The organism is Specibacter sp. RAF43, assembly GCF_052114065.1.
Classification (GTDB): Bacteria; Actinomycetota; Actinomycetes; order Actinomycetales; family Micrococcaceae; genus Specibacter.
This window is the reverse complement of sequence record NZ_JBFREA010000013.1, coordinates 40335-58862: the sequence shown is the minus strand read 5'-3', so window position 1 is coordinate 58862 and position 18528 is coordinate 40335. Positions and strand designations below refer to the sequence as shown.

At 61.9% G+C, this 18528-nt stretch carries 16 protein-coding genes and 3 pseudogenes; 9 read left to right on the top strand and 10 right to left on the bottom strand.

The features are described 5' to 3' along the window. Nucleotides 1-40 precede the first annotated feature (40 nt). The 3 genes from AB4Y80_RS09145 to trxA all read left to right on the top strand — a co-directional run bounded on the left by AB4Y80_RS09145 (nt 41) and on the right by trxA (nt 2939). Nucleotides 41-1486 (top strand): ABC transporter substrate-binding protein, encoded by a 1446-nt coding sequence (locus AB4Y80_RS09145; protein ID WP_442213743.1) that lies wholly within the window; start codon nt 41-43, stop codon nt 1484-1486. Between the two features lie 95 nt (nt 1487-1581). Beyond that, a complete protein-coding gene (trxB, locus tag AB4Y80_RS09140; RefSeq protein ID WP_442213742.1) occupies nt 1582-2562 on the top strand; it encodes a thioredoxin-disulfide reductase in 981 nt (326 codons plus the stop codon). Nucleotides 2563-2612: 50 nt separating this feature from the next. After that, the gene (gene trxA, locus AB4Y80_RS09135; protein WP_442213741.1) at nt 2613-2939 is read left to right on the top strand and encodes a thioredoxin; all 327 of its coding nucleotides are present in this window, start codon (nt 2613-2615) and stop codon (nt 2937-2939) included. 909 nt (nt 2940-3848) lie between these two features. Here the strand turns inward: trxA and AB4Y80_RS09130 are convergent. Continuing rightward, a pseudogene (locus AB4Y80_RS09130) lies at nt 3849-4170 on the bottom strand (integrase core domain-containing protein); the annotation flags it as partial. Between the two features lie 336 nt (nt 4171-4506). On the opposite strand from AB4Y80_RS09130, the pseudogene AB4Y80_RS09125 reads away from it, so the two are divergent. From AB4Y80_RS09125 to AB4Y80_RS09115, 3 genes and pseudogenes are all read left to right on the top strand, one after another. After that, nucleotides 4507-4833: pseudogene (locus AB4Y80_RS09125) on the top strand (integrase core domain-containing protein); the annotation flags it as partial. Nucleotides 4834-6199: 1366 nt separating this feature from the next. Next, nucleotides 6200-6598: pseudogene (locus tag AB4Y80_RS09120) on the top strand (IS21 family transposase); the annotation flags it as partial. Next, nucleotides 6595-7344 carry an ATP-binding protein gene (locus AB4Y80_RS09115; protein ID WP_442213740.1) on the top strand — a complete coding sequence of 250 codons (750 nt, stop codon included), beginning with the start codon at nt 6595-6597 and terminating at the stop codon, nt 7342-7344. The pseudogene AB4Y80_RS09120 and the gene AB4Y80_RS09115, both read left to right, overlap by 4 nt. 476 nt (nt 7345-7820) lie before the next feature. Here AB4Y80_RS09115 and AB4Y80_RS09110 read toward each other — a convergent pair whose 3' ends face one another. The 9 genes from AB4Y80_RS09110 to rpmH all read right to left on the bottom strand — a co-directional run bounded on the left by AB4Y80_RS09110 (nt 7821) and on the right by rpmH (nt 14020). Next, nucleotides 7821-8102 (bottom strand): helix-turn-helix domain-containing protein, encoded by a 282-nt coding sequence (locus tag AB4Y80_RS09110; RefSeq protein WP_442213764.1) that lies wholly within the window; start codon nt 8100-8102, stop codon nt 7821-7823. Between the two features lie 432 nt (nt 8103-8534). Beyond that, complete coding sequence (locus AB4Y80_RS09105; RefSeq protein WP_442213763.1) at nt 8535-9545, bottom strand: ParB/RepB/Spo0J family partition protein; 1011 nt, start codon at nt 9543-9545, stop codon at nt 8535-8537. Between the two features lie 97 nt (nt 9546-9642). After that, the gene (locus tag AB4Y80_RS09100) at nt 9643-10695 is read right to left on the bottom strand and encodes a ParA family protein (protein ID WP_442213738.1); all 1053 of its coding nucleotides are present in this window, start codon (nt 10693-10695) and stop codon (nt 9643-9645) included. A 73-nt stretch (nt 10696-10768) separates the two neighbouring features. After that, nucleotides 10769-11407, bottom strand: coding sequence for a 16S rRNA (guanine(527)-N(7))-methyltransferase RsmG (gene rsmG, locus AB4Y80_RS09095; RefSeq protein ID WP_442213737.1), 639 nt, complete (start codon nt 11405-11407; stop codon nt 10769-10771). Nucleotides 11408-11484: 77 nt separating this feature from the next. Then, nucleotides 11485-12024, bottom strand: a complete 540-nt coding sequence (locus AB4Y80_RS09090) for a Jag family protein (protein WP_442213736.1) — start codon at nt 12022-12024, stop codon at nt 11485-11487. Further along, nucleotides 12024-12986: a membrane protein insertase YidC gene (yidC, locus tag AB4Y80_RS09085; protein WP_442213735.1), complete on the bottom strand. Its 963-nt coding sequence runs from the start codon at nt 12984-12986 to the stop codon at nt 12024-12026. Before yidC ends, AB4Y80_RS09090 begins: the two co-directional genes overlap by 1 nt. 18 nt (nt 12987-13004) lie before the next feature. Beyond that, on the bottom strand, nt 13005-13406 hold the full coding sequence (gene yidD / locus AB4Y80_RS09080; protein ID WP_442213734.1) for a membrane protein insertion efficiency factor YidD: 402 nt from the start codon (nt 13404-13406) through the stop codon (nt 13005-13007). Next, a complete protein-coding gene (gene rnpA / locus AB4Y80_RS09075) occupies nt 13406-13825 on the bottom strand; it encodes a ribonuclease P protein component (protein WP_442213733.1) in 420 nt (139 codons plus the stop codon). Before rnpA ends, yidD begins: the two co-directional genes overlap by 1 nt. Before the next feature lie 57 nt (nt 13826-13882). Next, the gene (gene rpmH / locus AB4Y80_RS09070; protein WP_062008104.1) at nt 13883-14020 is read right to left on the bottom strand and encodes a 50S ribosomal protein L34; all 138 of its coding nucleotides are present in this window, start codon (nt 14018-14020) and stop codon (nt 13883-13885) included. 539 nt (nt 14021-14559) lie between these two features. On the opposite strand from rpmH, the gene dnaA reads away from it, so the two are divergent. The 3 genes from dnaA to gnd all read left to right on the top strand — a co-directional run bounded on the left by dnaA (nt 14560) and on the right by gnd (nt 18506). Continuing rightward, nucleotides 14560-15987 carry a chromosomal replication initiator protein DnaA gene (dnaA, locus tag AB4Y80_RS09065; protein ID WP_442213732.1) on the top strand — a complete coding sequence of 476 codons (1428 nt, stop codon included), beginning with the start codon at nt 14560-14562 and terminating at the stop codon, nt 15985-15987. A 467-nt stretch (nt 15988-16454) separates the two neighbouring features. Then, nucleotides 16455-17579 carry a DNA polymerase III subunit beta gene (gene dnaN / locus AB4Y80_RS09060; protein WP_442213731.1) on the top strand — a complete coding sequence of 375 codons (1125 nt, stop codon included), beginning with the start codon at nt 16455-16457 and terminating at the stop codon, nt 17577-17579. A 39-nt stretch (nt 17580-17618) separates the two neighbouring features. After that, the gene (gene gnd, locus AB4Y80_RS09055) at nt 17619-18506 is read left to right on the top strand and encodes a phosphogluconate dehydrogenase (NAD(+)-dependent, decarboxylating) (RefSeq protein WP_442213729.1); all 888 of its coding nucleotides are present in this window, start codon (nt 17619-17621) and stop codon (nt 18504-18506) included. Nucleotides 18507-18528: the final 22 nt, after the last annotated feature.

Genomic DNA, 18528 nt, shown 5'->3' with positions numbered 1-18528 from the left:
CGGGCAAGTTCACGCCACCCGTTTGCATGAGGAGGATTCGGTGCCACAACCCATTGATGTGGGCTCCATCCTGGGCGGCCGCTACAAAGTGACCGGCCGCATCCTGGCCTCCGCCGAGAACGACGTCATCCTGGACGGCCTGGACCAGGTCCTGAACCGGCCCGTCAGCATCCTGGTTTCGGCAGTGGACAACTCGTCCAATCTCACCCAAAGCGCCCGCGAAGTGGCCACGGGCGAACGCGTCTCCAATGTCTCCATCCTGGACATGGGCACCCAGGACGACTCGACCTACCTGATCGCCTCCCGGACCACCCCCGCCGACCTGCTGGACCTGGTGGTCCCCACGGAGGTGGCGGAAGACCCGTACGGTACCGGAGAGCAGGACGTCTACCAGGAGCCGTTCTTCACCGACACCCTGGGCACCGAAATCTTCGGATCCGCCCGAGATGCGGCACCCAACAACGGCCCCTACGTGTACGAGGATGATTCCCCCCTTACCCCGGGCCACCCCGCGCCGCCGGCGGTTGGCCGGCGGCCCCCGGCAGCTCCGTCCGCAACCCGACCGGCAACGGCGCCCGCGGCACGCACGCCAACAACCGGCAAGGCCGCGGCCAACCCGGCCACCACCCCGGCCCCGGCCGTCCCGCAGGCCCGTGCCGGCGTCGTGCCTCCCACGGCGGCCGCCGCCACGGTCCCGCCCAAGGTGACGCTGTGGAACGAGAACGACTTTGAGGCCGGTGACGGCCAGCCGACCCATAAGGCCGGCACCTTCCCGGCCGACGTCCGGGCCGCGAGCGACAACTTTGAAGACCTCGACGAGGACGACGACATCAACGCGCCCCGCTCCGGCGGCCGATGGCTGACCGGCGCCATTGTCGCCGTGCTGGTCGTGGCGGCGTTGTTCTTTGCCGTCACCCACATCAGCACCCTGTTCAATGGCAGCAACACCGCCAATTCGGACAAGTCCACGTCCCAACAGACACCGTCCACCACGGGCGCCCAACAGAGTGCCTCCACGCCCGCGGCGCCGCCCGCCGTGGCACCGGGCATCGCGGGCCTGACGCAGTACACACCGGATGATCCGTCCCTTGGGCAACAGTATTTTCCGCGCCTGAAGGATGCCATCGACAACAACAAGGGCACCTACTGGCCCACCCTGGAATTCTCCAATGATTCCTTCGCCGGCATGACGGACAGCATTAACCTGGTGGTGGCGCTCAAGGAGGAATCCACCATCAGCTCCGTCACGATCAACCAAATTGCCGGCTCCGGCGGGCAATTTAATATCCTGACCAACAGCCGGCCCGTTCTGGACGGCGCGGCAAAGATCGGCAGCGGCTCCTTCAGCGCCCCGGACTTCACCCTGAAGGCGGCGCCGGGGGTCAAGGCCAAGTATGTGATTATCAACTTCACCCAACTGCCCAAGCTGCAGCCGTTCAGGACGTACCCCTACGGACTAAAGATCGCCGAGATCAGCATCAAGTAGCCGCCCGGTCCGCCCCGGACGGAATAACTTGCGCCAGAATCCAGTTGTGCAGGACGAAAGCCCGTTGGTGCCGCATCCCTAGCGCGGCCCAAGCTATGAAGGAAGAGGTTCACCGACACGTGAGCACGCAAGCACCCACCGCCGGAGACGTTCGTGACGTCATCATCGTCGGATCCGGCCCCGCCGGGTACACGGCCGCCATCTACACGGCCCGCGCCGATCTCAAGCCGCTCATGATCGCCGGCTCCGTCACCGCCGGCGGGGAGCTGATGAACACCACCGACGTGGAGAACTTCCCGGGCTTCCCGGACGGCATCATGGGCCCGGACCTGATGGAGAACTTCGGCAAGCAGGCCGAACGCTTCGGCACCGAGGTGATGTACGACGACGTTGCTTCGGTTTCGCTCTCGGGTGCGGTCAAGACCGTGACCCTGGCCGACGGCCAGGAGTTCAAGGCCCGGACCGTCATCATTTCCACCGGCTCCGCCTACCGGGAGTTGGGCGTTGACGGCGAGAAGCGGCTGGTGGGCCACGGCGTGAGCTCGTGCGCCACGTGCGACGGCTTCTTCTTCAAGGGCCAGGACATCGCGGTCATTGGTGGTGGTGACTCGGCCATGGAAGAGGCCATCTTCCTGACGAAGTTTGCCGAGACGGTGACGGTCGTGCATCGCCGCGACACCCTGCGCGCCTCAAAGATCATGCAGGACCGGGCGCTGAACCACCCGAAGATCAAGTTTGTGTGGAACAGCGAGGTGGTCGGCATCGATGGCGAGGCCAAGGTGACCAATGTGCGCCTGAACAACCTCGTCACAGGCGAGAAGAGTGACCTTCCCGTCACCGGCGTATTCGTTGCCATAGGCAACGATCCCCGGGTGGACCTCGTCAAGGACCAGCTGGAATTGACGGGCGCGGGAACGATCGCGGTCTCGGGCCGCTCGTCCAAAACCTCCATTGCTGGCGTTTTTGCCGCCGGCGACGTCGTGGACCCCACGTACCGCCAGGCCGTCACCGCCTCCGGGTCGGGGTGTGTTGCCGCGCTGGATGTGGAGCACTACCTCGCCGAGCAGAATTCCTAACAAAGACAAGTGGTGCCTTTGCCGGCACCGGGTGAAAGAAAGAGAGTGCCATGAGCAATGCCAAAAGCGCCACGGACGCCACCTTCAACGACGACGTCCTCAAGGCCGAAAAGCCCGTCATTGTAGATTTCTGGGCGGAATGGTGCGGCCCCTGCCGCAAGCTGGGCCCCATCCTGGATGAAATCTCCGTCGACTACGCGGACAAGGTGGAGGTCATCAAGGTCGACGTTGACGCCAACCCGGCCATTTCCGCCAAGTACGGCATCACCTCCATCCCTGCCGTCTATCTCTTCCACGGCGGCGAGGTGAAGAGCACCGTCATCGGTGCTCGGCCCAAGCAGTACTTCGAAAAGGAATTTGCCGATTTCCTGAAGTAGGCACCTTCCCCACTTTGCCCGTATGGACCGGATTTTTCCGGTCCATACGCGTTTAAGCACTTCTCCCAGATTGATTCTAAGCGTCAAGAATCGGATTGCCGGAATGGGCCACGGGGGCTCTTTGACGGGCCAGAAACGTGTTTCACGTGAAACATGCATCGCATTGGAGGTCCACAGACTGACACACCTCCGTGATGGCAAAACGTGCCGGTCACGCGGCGGCCTGTCACGGAAGAGGACGCGGCGGTAGAACGGTCTCCCACAGGTGCACCCGCACGGACAAATTGCGGTGGAGCTGACCGGTGTCGAAATCGAGGCGGCCATGGATCTGGGCCCTGGTTCATATCGATGGACGGACCTGTCCTGCCTCAGTACTACTTCGACAGTTGTTGGTTTCTTGCTCGCTGGTCTCGGTTTCGGGCGGGGGGCGAGGGAGGCGGGAAGGGTCATCGATGAGTTGGAAGTTCGCCACCTTCGTCCCTGGGGCCCGGGAGAAGGTCCGTGCCACCGTTGCCCGACACGGGGGCTCAAAACCCTGCCGGCGAGCTTGGCGATCACCGACAACGGGCCCGAATCGAAGCCGGCGGCCCCACCTTCCTCGCCGCCGCCCGGACCTGGTAGAACCAGGCCCGGGAGACATGGTGTTCTTTGCAGAACGCGCTGACAGCCCCGCGAGGGGCATCCTCGGGCCACGTCGCGACGCGATGCCGGATCTTCAGAGCAGGTTGAGTTTTAGTCACAACCCCCTGACCACGGACGTGTTGTCCGAGGGCCCGTCGTCCGTCTCCGCCGCCTGCAAGGTGCTGGCACCGAAGCTCGTGGCTGGTGCCGAATAGCTGCGCCGGCGCGGCGGCAGGTATATTGCCCACGGAGGTTGCGTACCCGGTCAGCTGGTGCCAGACCCTTGAGTCAGGTGTGGCCTCGCTGGTGGTTGTAATAGTGTGACCAGGCCGGGAATGGCGCGATTCTCTCGGCCTCTGAGCGGTACAGTTTTGCGTAGGCCCTTCCTCCAGCATGGTGCGGTTGAATCGTTCGACCTTGCCCTTGGCCTGGGGCAGGTAGGGGCCGGTGCGTTTGTGTGTGATGTCCGGGCCCAGGGCGTCGGCGAAGGCATGGGAGCGGTCTCGGCCAGCCGGGAGAAGTCATCGACCGCGTTGTGCAGGTACCCGTAGCCGGGCCGACGGTTGGTGAGGGTCCGGGTCTTGTTGCGGTTCCCTGCGGCTTTGCTCACCCGGAGGTCTTCTTCAGCTCCCCCGGCCACGCCGCATGTCACCAACGTCCGGGGTCAATACACCTAGTCAACCAGCACTGAAAAGACCACCACTACGGCTACAACGACAAGCCAACCAAAGACAGCCCAGCTAACGCTCCTCAATCGCTTCTTCTCACTCATGGCAAGTCAGTCCTCTCGATACTTCAATTGCGGCCATGCTAGCAGGGTCTTCCACGGCCCGCGTGCCCGCTCAGGCGGACCGCTTCACGCCCCGTCCAAGACCTCGGCACAGCTCGAAGAGTAAATGCTGCAGTGCGGTCTGAAACCCCGGTGCGGGCCGGCATGGATCCCATCGGCCACAACTACGTCCTTGCCGTCATTGAACAGCACATCCGCCTGGCCTACGCCGAAATCCACCCCGACGAGAAGGACACTACCGCCGCCGGAGTCCTGCGTTGACATCGGCGCCGAACAACGCTTCATCAAACCCCATGGCCCTGGACCAACGGCACAGTCGAACGCCTCAACCGGATCCTCCAAACAGGATGGGCCTATCGCCACATATTCACCAGCAACTCCGAAAGAGCCGCAGCCCTTGCACCCTGGCTCCACTACTGCAACACTGCACGCATCCACACCGGCACCGGAACACCACCCATCAACCCGGTGTCTCCAACCTAATGGCCAAGTAGGCCCGGATTGATGCCGGGGAAAAGTCCGGCCCGAGTAGGGATGAGCTGGTGCGAAACAAGCAGCTGCGGGCCCAGGTGCGGGACTTGAATGAGTCCAACAATATCCCTAAGTGGGCCTCGATCTTCTTCGCCAGAAAACCGGCCCATCACCACCGCTGGCCACCGATTCGCCGGTGAAAGGCGGGCAAAGGATCACCGACGCACTCCGCGCCCTGAATTCCCGGGACGCGAAGGTTCGGCCCCTGACCGGGTTCATGGGCCTTGTTCCGGAAGACTCGCATCACGCGCCCGGGGCAGGCTGGCCGCCATACCGGAAAACTGCTGACTCGGACCATCGACCTGCATTCCGCGCGTCTTATCGTTCCTTTCGCTGGCTCACCCGCGTCGTTTTATGGGAACCCTTTCTCTCCCCTATGACGACGTCAACAACAGGCGTCATGGCTCCCGAACGTTCGCCACGCGTCCCCGAAGGAATGAGACGTACTGGCTGCGATGGTTTAAGGCTATCCAATGGGGTCGGATACTTAGCCACCGCTGGATGGAACTCTTGGCGGGTGTGCAGCACGGATACGGCTCACAGAGCCCGTCGACTGTTGCCTGGCCGCTGAGGGCGGGTTGACGCAACGTGGCTCGCCTACATCGCTGTCCGGCCTTGGAAGACCGCAAGCGGCCCTACTGCGCCACGTCCACGGCGGCGCGGTCGACGCCGACCAGGGCAAGCCCAGAGCCCGCAGCCCTGGACTCCGCCCCGTCCGCCTTCGACGCCGGGACAAGATCCGCGGCAGCCACCCGCATATCTGCCCTCCCCCGGGAGCGGCATCTCCCCCCGACAATTGGACAATCGTCCCGGGCTGGACATCTCGGGCCGATCCCCGGCAGACGAAATCAACGGGGACCAGATCGTTCAGGACCATGTTTCACGTGAAACAGTGCAGCGGGATGCCGTGCGGGCTGCTACTCACCTCTCCTCCTGCTGCCTCCAACCCGCTGGGGGAACCCGTCATAGCTCCGAACTCGGCACAGGTCTAGTGACTCCACGCGCAATTATGTGGAAGCCGGGATGTCCCCCCCGCTGGGCGTGAAGCTGCAAAGCCCCTCGACGATGGATGCTGCCTTCACCGTCAGTTCCATATGGTCGGTCCACGTCGGCGCCGTCTTGCCCGTGGAGCCACGACTCTCGCCGAAAAGCCAACGCCGATTACGGTTTGGATCTCTGCCTGCGTCACCCGCGATGACGGCCCGTGCACGTAGTGGCGGCTATTCTTCCCTTCCAATGAAGCTACGAAGTCGAGCTGCGTTTCACCTCGATCCGTGCGCTGCACCCTCTGCCCCTCCTGGGACCCAAACGCTCCCCGGCCGGGGCGCTGAACCAGTACCAGACCAACGATGCCGATATTCCGCCGGACCGCCAGTGGCAGCACTGGGACACCCAGCGCGTCAAGGAATGGGCCACGCGCACCGGGCCGTGCACGCTGAATGTCGTGGAACGGATCTTTGAATCCGTCCAGGTCAAGGAGCAGGGCTTCAATGCCGCGCTGGCGGTGCTGCGCCTGAGTCGGCGCTACGGCCCGGCCCGACTGGAAGCGGTCTGCCGTATCGCACCGCAGAGCCAGATCAGGTCTCCGCGCTACGCCCACCTCCGTCCCCTGCTGGAAACCGGCCAAGACAGGAACCTTCAGCCACCGCCGGAGCTATTCCACCACGAAGGCGGCTACGTGCGCGGCAGCGACTATTACGCAGGAGGCACCCGATGAGCTCACTGGATATCGAGACCAAGCGAAAAATGCGTGAAATGAACGCCACCGAAATGCTCCAGTCAAGCGAGGCCCAGGACGAAACCCTGAGCATGGCGCTGAGCTTCGACGAACGGGTGCGCCTGATCGTTGACGAAGCGAATTCGACGTTCACCACCTCAAAGGTCGACGGCCTGATCAGTCGCGCGAAGCTGCGCTACCCCAACGCCGACCTGCGCCAAGTGGACCTGGTCGAGGAACGCGGGCTGAACCTCAACACACTCACCGCCATTGGCAGCTGCGGGTTCATAGCCCAAAACCAGAACGTGGTCTTCCAGGGATTCACCGGTTCCGGAAAATCGTATCTGGGCTGCGCCCTGGCGAGACAGGCCTGCCGCAACCGGATCCGCACCCACTACGTGCGCATGCCCGACCTCGAGGAGGAATGGGTCCAGGCCCAGGACAAACCCATGGGCGCCTCCAAGTTCCTGAAGAAATATGGATCATTTACCCTGCTGGTGATCGATGAGTGGCTCCTGGACCGCCCCAGCGGCGACTTCCTGCGCATGCTCCTGGAACTCATGGAACGCCGCTATGGCTCGGCGTCAACGGTGTTCTGCACGCAATATCAGCAGAAGGACTGGCACCAGCGGCTCGGCTCCGGCGTTCATGCCGACGCGATCATGGACCGGATCATCCACAACACCATTTGGATCGAGACCGGAAGCGACAACATTCGTGAGAAGATCGGCGCCGATCACGAATGACTAGACCCGTTGGAGGCCGGTGGTTCCCACCCCGGACAGCACCGGCCCCCAACGGCAATATCAGTGGCCCCAACGGCAATAATGGGTGGTCCCCAAATCGCCGAATACTCACGCGGCCCCACATGGGCCGTCACACTCCCCCGAGGCCGACGCCGCAGCGCCCTTGCCCGGCTCAGGCTGACTCCAAACAGGTTGGCGGAGCCGACTGCTGCAACTGGGCCGAGACGGGGCAAATCGATCGGGCCCGGTCTATCAACAGACCCTTCCCCGCGAAACCGTATGCTGCCCATCAGCTGCTTCGCGGGGAGGGGTCTGTTTCACGGCCCGCGTGCGGCGGGCCATCTCCCTGCTGCCCTCGGCCACTAGGTCTGCGGTACTTGGTTGATGGGAGTCGTTCCGATCACGGTGTTGAATGGTTAGACTTTGCCATCGGTCCAGGGGCATTGGCGTTGATGAATTGTTATCCGGCCCCGATGTCAGCGACGGCGTGTTTGAAGGCTGGCGACCGCTGGCCCGTGACGGCGTTGCTCTTCAGGATGCACTCGATGCGGCAATGCGGTCGCTGGCGAAGAAGGCCGCAGCCCGTCGCTGCAATCGCAGCGGAGCCAGCGGTAGGCGCATCGGCGTGAGACTCCGAGTTCCTTGGCCACGTGCGAACCAGGCCGGCCGGACCGTATCCGGTCGACGAGCCATTCACGTCGATGAACAGTCGATCGTGCATTGGGGTGGCGGACATTCGAACCAGTGTCACCACCCATATGGCCAGGTACAGGCATTGCCGGCCGACACCTTGGTGATTTCCATTCTGTGCAGCGGAGCCTTGGCAGAGGCCCGGGCCCTCGGGCGGACTAGACAGACTTTGCAGAACCGCTCTCGCCCCGCAATGCGACATCCCCAATGGCCGGCGAGAACCCTTCGAGACACCCTGCGACGGCGGGGTGAGTCGCCGCGGCGGCCGAGGCAGGAACACCCTTCTGCCGCTCGCGTCGGTTTCACGTGAAACATCGTTGTAGGGCGTCCGCGGTGCCTCCGCGGTGACCCTGCCCGGAAGTCCGCCTCAGGGGGCTCGGAGTCCGGGAAAACCCTGGCGAGCAAGAACTACTTTCCGCGCTTAGGATCGATCCAGGACAAGGCCAAAAAGCAGGGCGGGCGATGTTTCACGTGAAACACCGCCCGCCCTGGGAGATCAACTAGTTGGACCCGGGTGCCAATACATCCATGATCCGGTTGAGGTCCTCGACGGACGCAAACTCAATACTGACCTTGCCCTTGCGCGACCCCAGGGAGATTTTCACGTTCGTGTCGAGCCGATCAGACAGCGAACTTGCCAAGAAGTCCAACCGTTCGTGGCGCGGGCTCGGTTTGCTAAGCCGAGACCGGGAAGGATCGGCAGGAGCCTGGTACATCGCGACGGCCTCCTCGGTGGCCCGTACGGACATCCCCTCCGCCACGACCTTTTGGGCGAACCGTTCCATGGCCTCGACCTCGGGCAGCGACAACAGGGCGCGAGCATGCCCGGCGGAAAGTACCCCGGCGGCGACCCGACGCTGAACCACGGGAGGCAGCTTCAGCAGCCGAAGGGTATTGGAGACCTGGGGACGCGAGCGACCGATACGATCAGCCAGCTGCTCATGCGTGGTGCCAAAGTCCTCCAGCAGCTGCTGGTAGGCTGCCGCCTCTTCCAAGGGGTTTAGTTGGCTGCGGTGCAGGTTCTCCAGGAGGGCGTCCCGCAGGAGGTTCACATCGGAGGTGTCGCGAACAATGACGGGAATGGTCTCCAGCCCCGCGGCCTGGGAGGCCCTCCATCGGCGCTCACCCATGACCAGCTCGTACGGCTGATCCCCCTTTTCCGTGGACTTTCTGACCACGATGGGCTGCAAAACGCCGATTTCGCGGACGGAGTGCACCAATTCCGCCATGTCATCTTCGTCAAAGACCGTTCTTGGCTGCTTGCGGTTCGGGTGGATTTCCCCCACCGGCAGCTCCATGAAACGCGCACCCGGGACCTCAACCAGCTCGACCGACGCGACAGGCTTCCTGGTCTCCCGAAGAGCAGTCCCCGACTTGCGGCCCTTGGGCTCCGGGAAAAACAGGTCAACTGGTCGGGTAGGCAACGCCGATGACGAATTGGGGTCATCCAATGTTGAACTTGGGATCAAGGCACCTAAGCCGCGACCAAGGCCTCTACGCTTATCGGTCATTGACATGTCCTCCATAGAACGAGCCCCGGATACGACGGAGCCAAGTGAATTGCATTATGAAAACGTGGGCGCCGACGGCAGTCCCTTGGTATGAAGTCTAACGCTCGGCCAGTTCGGCCGCCGCCTCAAGGTAGGACAACGCGCCAGTGGATGAAGGATCATATGTCATGACGGTTTGCTGGTAGCTGGGCGCCTCGGAAATCCGTACCGACCGCGGGATGAGGGCCTGGAGCACCTGTTTCGGGAAGTGTTCGCGGACATCCGCCGCAACGTGCGCGGCCAGATTTGTTCTGCCGTCGTACATGGTCAACAGGATGGTCGAAACGACCAGCTCGGAATTGAGGTGTTTTTGTATCATTTCAATGTTTTTGAGCAGCTGACTGAGGCCCTCAAGTGCGTAGTACTCGCATTGAATGGGAATCATGACCTCGTTGGCGGCACAAAAGGCGTTCACCGTCAACAAGCCGAGACTGGGCGGGCAGTCGATGAAGATGAAATCGAGCCGAGGCTCTCCCTCCGCCTCGCGATACTTGGTGTATTCCTCGATGGCGCGCCGCAGCCGCTGCTCGCGCGCGACCAGGGAGACCAGCTCAATTTCCGCTCCGGCCAGGTGGATCGTTGCGGGTGCGCAGTAGAGATTGTCAATGTCCGGGCACGCCGCAACAACGTCAGCCAGTGCGAAGTCATTGATCAAAACATCATAAATACTGTCGATATCGGCGTGGTGCGGAACGCCCAGGGCCGTTGAGGCGTTTCCCTGCGGGTCTATGTCTATGACCAGGACGTTTAGCCCGGCAGAGGCAAGGGCGGCGGCAACATTGACGGTGGTCGTCGTTTTGCCCACGCCCCCTTTTTGATTGGCAACTGTTAGGATGCGAGTCTTCTGCGGCCGGGGCAGCTTGCGTCCCAACAACCGCTCCCGCCGCTTGGTCTCGCTTGCCAACTGGCTGGCGATGGGGCTGCCGTGATCAAAGTCGTCGTCAAGTGCGGAGAGAGTTTTTGTCGATGTTTCACGTGAAACACTGACAGTGGCGCCCAAATCAACCGATTTAGGCTGATTATCAAGCTTGTTGGCCCATACGTCCGATCGTGCCGACCCCAACGACATGAAGGGTGGGATCCGTTGCGAAACCGCTTCGCTACTGGTCACGATGACACGCTCACTTTCATCTGGCGGTAATGCCACTCTCTAGACTATCGGTTCCAACCCTCGCGATTGTGGATCAGCGCCGGGCCACCTTCACCCGGACCACGGTGGTGGGTTCGAGCAAAATATCGCCTCCGACGGTCAGGACTTCGGTCTGGATCCCGCCCAGCTTCTTGATCGTCTTTGCCGCCTTGGCGATCTCCTCCGGCGCGCTGCGGCCCTTTATGGCCAGCAGTTCCCCGCGGCCGCCCAGCAAGGGAATTGTCAGCGTGGCCAAGGTCCCCAGCGCAGACACGGCGCGGGCCGTGACAACCGAACATTCCACCTTGCCGATAGCCGCCTCGGCGCGGGCGCGCACAATCTCCACATTGTCCAGGCCGAGGTCCATCACAACTTCCTCCAGCCAGACCACACGACGCTCAAGGGGCTCGATCAAGGTCAGGTAAAGGTCCGGGCGGGCAATGGCCAGGCACAGGCCCGGCAGTCCGGCTCCGCTGCCCACATCGGCTACCCTTGCGCCGTCGGCAATCAGCTCGGCAATGACGGCACAGTTCAGAACATGCCGGTCCCACAGCCGTGGGACCTCGCGCGGACCTATGAGTCCGCGTTCAATCCCCGACGTTGCCAGGTGCTCGACATATCGCTTTGCCAGCTCAAGGCGATCCCCAAAGATCGCCTTGGCGGCATTTGCCTCGTCAACGCTTAGATCAACCACAACTTCAGTCCCCTCGCAAGCGATCCCGCTCACCCAACCATCGGCAGGTGAGCGGGACCGGCTATTTTCACTGCGTTTTATGCCTGGTGCGCGGCCGTGACGACGATGTGGCGCTCAGTGCCTTCGCCCTCGGACTCGGAGGCAAGGCCCAGTTCAGCAATGGCGTCATGGACAATCTTGCGTTCGTAGGCGCCCATCGGTACCAAGGCCACCGATTCGCGGCCGGCCTTGATCAGCTCGGCGGCGTCCCTGGCCACCTCGGCAAGTTCGACGTTGCGGCGGTCGCGGTATCCGGAGATGTCCAGAACCAGGCGGGATCGGTTGTCCGTGGCCGCCAGGACACTCAGGCGGGTCAGTTCCTGAAGGGCGTCCAGCACTTCGCCGTCCCGGCCCACCAAAGCCTTGAGGTTATCCGCTTCGTCCTCGGCCACAATGGAGATGTAGGTACGCCCGTTGCGCACCTCAATGTCGATGTCGCCGTCGATGTCGGCAATGTCCAGCAGCTCCTCCAGGTAGTCCGCGGCAATGTCGCCCTCTTCTTCGAGGCGGCTGGCAGTGGTGGAGCCTTCAGTGGAGGAGGGAGTTTCTTCGGCGTCAATTTCAGTTTCAGCAGGCATTATTTCTTCTTCCTGTTCTTGCGTTGTGGCTGGTTGCGCTGACCCTTGGGGGCGGGAACTTCCTCAATGACGGGCTCGAGGCTCTTCTTGGAGGCGCCCAGCAACGGCAGGCCCTTGGCCTCGCGACGCTTCTGGTACTCCTTGTAGGCGGGCGACCCGGGGGTCGGCATGCGGCGAATCACAAAGAACTGCTGGGCCATGGTCCAGATGTTCGTGGTGGTCCAGTAGATCAACACACCGATGGGGAAGTTCACGCCGCCGATGCCGAAGACGAGCGGCAGAACATACAGCATCATCTTCTGCTGCTTCATGAACGGGCCCTGCATGGCCTCTTCGGACATGTTCTTGGTCATGATCTGCTTCTGCGTGATGAACTGCGAAGCGATCATCGCCACGATCATGATCAGCGACAACACCACCACGGCCACCGAAAGATCTCCGCCCTGGAGTTGGGGCAGGAACGCGGCAGACAGTGGGGCGCCAAAGATCGTGGCCTGGTCAAACTGGGCCACCTGGCCGTGGTTCATGGCGCCAATGCCCTTGCTCTCGGCATTGGCCTTGGCCACCCCGGAGAGCACACGGAACAGCGAGAAGAAGAACGGCATCTGAATGAGCATGGGCAGGCACGCGGAGAACGGGTTGGTGCCGTGTTCCTTGTACAAGGCCATCTGTTCCTGCGCCATTGCCTGGCGGGAGAGCTGGTCGGTCTTGCCCTTGTATTTGGCCTGCAACTTCTTCATGTCCGGCTGGAGCGCCTGCATGCCGCGCTGGGCCTTGATCTGCTTGACGAAGACCGGGATCAGGGCCGCACGAATCACCAGCACCAGCCCGATGATGGACAGCGTCCAGGTCACCCCGGACGCGGCCGGCAGTCCAATGAAGGTCAGCCCATCATGGAAGAGCACCATGATCATTGAAACGAGCCACTCGAAGGGGTACAGAATCGTCCCGAAGAAGTCCATATTTCTTTTCTATTCTCCTCAAGCCGCCGGGCGGCTTTGTGTATCCGTCTGGGCTGCCAGAAAGACGTCTGGGTGATTCAGTTGGACGATGTAGGGGACCTTGGCGCCGTCGTTCCAGTGGATGTGCGCCGGCGCCGGCACCGGATCGATGCCCCCGGAATTCCACGGATGGCACCGCATGACGCGGCCGGCCGCGTACCAACTGCCCTTAACTGCCCCGTGAACGGTGACAGCTTCCAAGGCGTATGCCGAACATGATGGAAAAAACCGGCACACCGGCCCATAGATGGGCGAGATGAAGCGCCGGTAAACGGTCAAGATGACAATCAGCAGATTGCGCGGAAGGTTCCAGACGAAGCGCCCGACGACGGCCGGGCGGCTCGGTGTGTGACGCTCGAGGCGTGCTTGGGCCACGGACATCATCTCCTTTCCGACACTTCGGCCTTGTCTACCGGTGGTGCAGCGGTATCCTGGCCGGGCACCTTCTCCCGCTGGTCCACCCTGGGTGGAACGGCTTTGGAAAAGGCACGCTGATAGTCGCAGACAAGCTCGCTCCACTGGGCTCCGGCGGCGGCGGGCAAGGCCCGGACCACCACATTCAGTCCATATGGATAACGGCGAACCGTCTCGGCGGCTATTTCTCTCAGTCTCCTCTTAACGAGGTTCCGAGCAACAGCGTTCCCGACAGTCTTCGCAACGATGAACCCGATTTGACTGGGTTCGCCGCTGGAACTGGGCACCACATATAACACTAAGTTCCGGCGTCCGTTGCGGACGCCGGAACGTACAGTATGTGAGAAGTTGGCGGAGGTCCGCATTCTGTTCTTGGTGGCTAGCACCCTGCGATCAACTGCTACTTCTGCAAGGCTCGACGGATCGTCAAGCAGTTGGTTTGGTTAGGCCGACAGTTCGATGCGACCCTTGCCACGACGGGCGGCCAGGATGGCACGGCCGGCGCGGGTGCGCATGCGAAGGCGGAAGCCGTGCTTCTTGGCACGACGGCGGTTGTTCGGCTGGAAAGTCCGCTTGCTCACGGTAGTTACTCCAAGACAATCAAAGATGCGCCTTGCCCGAAGCTATGAAGGGGAAGAACAGGCCGACGCTAAGTATATGGATGCCCGCTTTTCCACCCCCAAAAGAGGAGCGCACGCCGGAGCGCAAAGCGGACACAAAGGACTTCACAACGTTAGGTCATTTTGGCCCCCATAGTCAAACCGTCCCCACACGGCTGCGGCACCCGGGATGCGTGATTTTGCCCGTTCCCCCGCCGCCCGTCATCCACAGGGCGTGTGCACAATCCCGTGGATAACCGGTGGACAACAGGGGGCAGACCGGTGCCGGGAACCGGCTGCGTGTGACATTTATCCACAAGCAGAATTCCTTGCTATCTTCTGGCGTTTTCATCCCTTAGGCTTGGCGCGTAGTTGGTTATCCACGGGTTGTGAATAACTCTGTGGATGGTCATTGCGGATGCCGGCTCCCCACACTCCCTGTGTGTAAGAGAAGTCACGCACGTCCGCACGCAAATACGAGATGGCTGGTGGAAACGCCGGCGGTAAGGGTGGATCAGTCCATGAGCACAGAGGAGATCAATGACGTTGGCAGTTCCTGGCGCCGGGTAATTCGGATCCTGGAACAGGACGAACGTGTCTCGCCGCGCCAACGTGGATTTGTTGTCCTCACCCAACCGCAGGGGCTCATCGGCAACACCCTCCTGGTGGCCGTCCCCAACGAATTGACCCGCGAGGTATTGCAAACACAGCTCAGCGCAACCCTCAATGATGCCCTCCGCCAGGTGTTTCCCGAGGAAATCGGCTGTGCCTTCAGCGTCAACGCCGATCTTGTCCCACCGGTCAAGGAGGAGGCCCCGGTCCAGGAGCCGTCCCCCGCCCGGGCGGAGCGGGTCCACCGGCCCGAGCACGGTTCCAAGCCGTCTCCCATGCTGCCGAGCACATCCCAGGAATTCGGGCGCCTGAATCCGAAGTATATTTTTGACTCATTTGTGATTGGGGCCTCCAACCGGTTTGCCCATGCCGCAGCCGTTGCGGTGGCCGAAGCCCCGGCCAAGGCCTACAACCCGCTGTTCATTTATGGGGACTCGGGCTTGGGCAAGACCCACCTGCTCCATGCCATTGGCCACTACGCCCGCCGCCTCTACACGGGAATCCGGGTTCGATACGTCAATTCCGAGGAATTCACCAACGACTTCATCAACTCCATCCGTGATGATGAGGGCGCGAGCTTCAAGCAGCTGTACCGCAACGTTGACATCCTGCTCATTGACGACATCCAGTTTCTGGCCAACAAGGATGCAACACAGGAGGAGTTCTTCCACACCTTCAATGCCCTCCACAATCACAACAAACAGGTGGTGATCACCTCCGATCTTCCGCCCAAGCGATTGCAGGGGTTTGAGGAACGCATGCGTTCGCGCTTCGAGTGGGGCCTGCTGACCGATGTTCAGCCCCCGGAGCTCGAGACCCGCATCGCGATCTTGCGCAAAAAGGCCATCGGGGAGGGATTGTCCGCACCCGATGACGCCCTGGAATACATCGCCTCGAAGATCTCCACCAACATTCGTGAACTGGAGGGTGCCCTCATCAGGGTGACCGCGTTCGCCAGCCTGAACCGCCAGCCCGTGGACGTCGGGCTGGCGGAGATGATACTCAAGGACCTGATCACCGACGATGGCGCGCAGGAAATTACGTCGACGGCCATTCTGGGACAGACCGCGGCATATTTCAACATCTCCCTCGAAGAACTGTGCAGCAAGTCCCGGACCCGGACCCTGGTGACCGCCCGACAGATCGCGATGTACCTGTGCAGGGAGCTGACGGACATGTCCCTGCCCAAAATTGGGCAGGAATTTGGCGGCCGGGACCACACCACCGTGATCCATGCGGATCGAAAGATCCGGGAGTTGATGGCCGAACGCCGTGCCATCTACAACCAGGTCACGGAACTGACCAACAAGATCAAGCAGCAGCAGCGCGAGGGCTAGTCCCGCAGCGGGCGAAAAAAATTCCAGTAATTAACAGCTGTGGATAAGCCTGTGGACAGTTAAGTGCACAACCGCCCTGTCCCTGCGGATAACTACAGGGTCGGCTGTGGATCGTTGATTTGGCCGGAAATCTTGTCCACCTCCGCCCACCGCACGATGCGGGACAGCCCCACAGATTGTGCACAGGGCAGTTCCGCGCAACGGCGCCAACCAAGCGAGTTATCCACAGTATCCACAGGACTTATTAACACTACTAACTACAAGAATTATTCGTTTCAAAGAACATTTTCCCCGTGCCCCGACGCCGGCACGGCTGCGTCGAATGGCAATGTTCGGCTCCGCTGTATGAAGCGCTAAGCTGTCTGCAAGCATGTAGTTTCACAACGGTCACCTGTCCTTCCACCGAAGGCCCTGCGATCGGCTCGTCCACCACCCACTTTCCGCATGATGAAAGGCGGCACCCCTCCGTGAAGTTCCGAGTCGAACGGGATGTTCTGACCGAAGCCGTCAGCTGGGCCGCCCGATCCTTGTCACCACGGCCGCCGGTTCCCGTCCTTTCGGGCCTCCTGCTTAAGGCCGAGGCCGGCACGTTGAGCCTGGCCAGCTTTGACTATGAAATTTCGGCACGGTTGGAGATCCCCGCAGACATTGCCGAGGAGGGCAGCATCCTGGTCTCCGGACGCCTGTTGGCAGATATTTGCCGCAGCCTTCCCGCCGCACCGGTGGACGTGGAAACCGACGGTTCCAAGGTCACCTTGACGTGCCGCAGCAGCCGCTTCCACTTGGCTACCATGCCGGTCAATGACTATCCGGAACTCCCGGCCTTGCCCGAACTCAGCGGAACGGTGGACGGGGAGGCCTTTGCCCAGGCTGTTTCACAGGTCATCATCGCCTCCAGCAAGGATGACACCCTGCCCATTCTCACCGGTGTAAAGATGGAGATTGAGGGTGACCTGATCACCTTGCTGGCCACCGACCGTTACCGGCTGGCCCTGCGGGAAATCCGCTGGAATCCGGCCTCTCCGGGCATTTCCACCGGCGCGCTGGTAAAGGCCAAGACCCTCAGCGAAGTTGCCAAGACCCTCGGCGGGTCCGGGAACATCAACATCGCCCTCTCCGATAACAGCGAACTCATCGGCTTTGAAAGCGGCGGCCGGCGCACCACCTCGCTTCTCGTCGATGGCGATTATCCGAAGATCCGCTCACTTTTCCCGGACAATACCCCCATTTACGCCACGGTCGAGACGCATGCCCTGGCCGAGGCCGTGCGCCGTGTTTCCCTCGTCGCCGAGCGCAACACCCCGGTCCGCCTGATTTTCACTGACGGCCAGCTCACCCTGGATGCCGGCACCGGCGAAGATGCACAGGCATCGGAAAACCTTGAGGCCACGCTGATGGGCGGGGACATCACCGTTGCCTTCAACCCGCACTACCTCAGTGAGGGGTTGAACGCCTTTGACAGCAAGTACGTGCGTTTTTCCTTCACCTCYGCCCCGAAACCGGCCATGCTCACCGCCCAGGATGACGCCGACGGGGAAAACCGCGACGACTACCGCTACCTGGTGATGCCGGTAAGGCTTCCCAACCAGTAGCTCCGCCCGCCGCTTCACCATCACCAGAAAAGAGAAACCGTGCACATCGGACTTGTCGGACTTGGAAAAATGGGCTTCAACATGCGGGCGCGCCTGCGGGCGGCAGGCATCCAGGTCACCGGCTTTGACAGAAATCCCGATGTGACGGACGTGGCCTCACTCGGCGAGCTGGTGGCCGCCGTCCCGGCACCGCGCCTGATCTGGGTCATGGTTCCCTCCGGCGACATCACCAACGCGGTGATCACGGAATTGGGACAATCAATGGAAGCCGGAGATCTCCTGATTGACGGGGGAAATTCCCGGTTCACCGAAGACCAAAAGCACGGTGCCATGCTTGACGCCAAGAAAATCGGGTTCATGGACGTCGGCGTCTCCGGCGGGGTGTGGGGCCTGCAAAACGGCTACGGCCTCATGGCGGGCGGATCCGTCCAGGACGTGACCCGGGCTCTTCCGGTACTGGACGCGCTCCGCCCGGAGGGTGAACGCGCGGACAGCTTCGTCCACGTGGGCGGCGTGGGCGCGGGGCACTACGCAAAAATGGTGCACAACGGCATCGAATACGGGCTGATGCAGGCCTATGCCGAAGGTTATGAGCTCCTGGCCAAGAAAGAGATCATCAAGGACCTGCCCGGGACGTTCCGTGCCTGGCAAAAGGGGACCGTGGTCCGCTCATGGCTGCTGGATCTGATGGTGAAGGCCCTGGACGAGGATCCGGGCCTGGAGTCCATTGACGACTTTGTGGAGGACTCCGGCGAGGGGCGCTGGACCGTGGAGGAAGCCATCGCCAACGCCGTGCCGGCGCCGGCCATCACGGCGGCCCTTTTTGCCCGGTTCTCCTCCCGCGAGGACAACTCCCCCGCGATGAAGATGGTTTCCGCCCTCCGGCACCAATTTGGCGGACATGCCACAAAACCCGCAGGCTCCTAAGACGATCCGAACACGCCGGTAG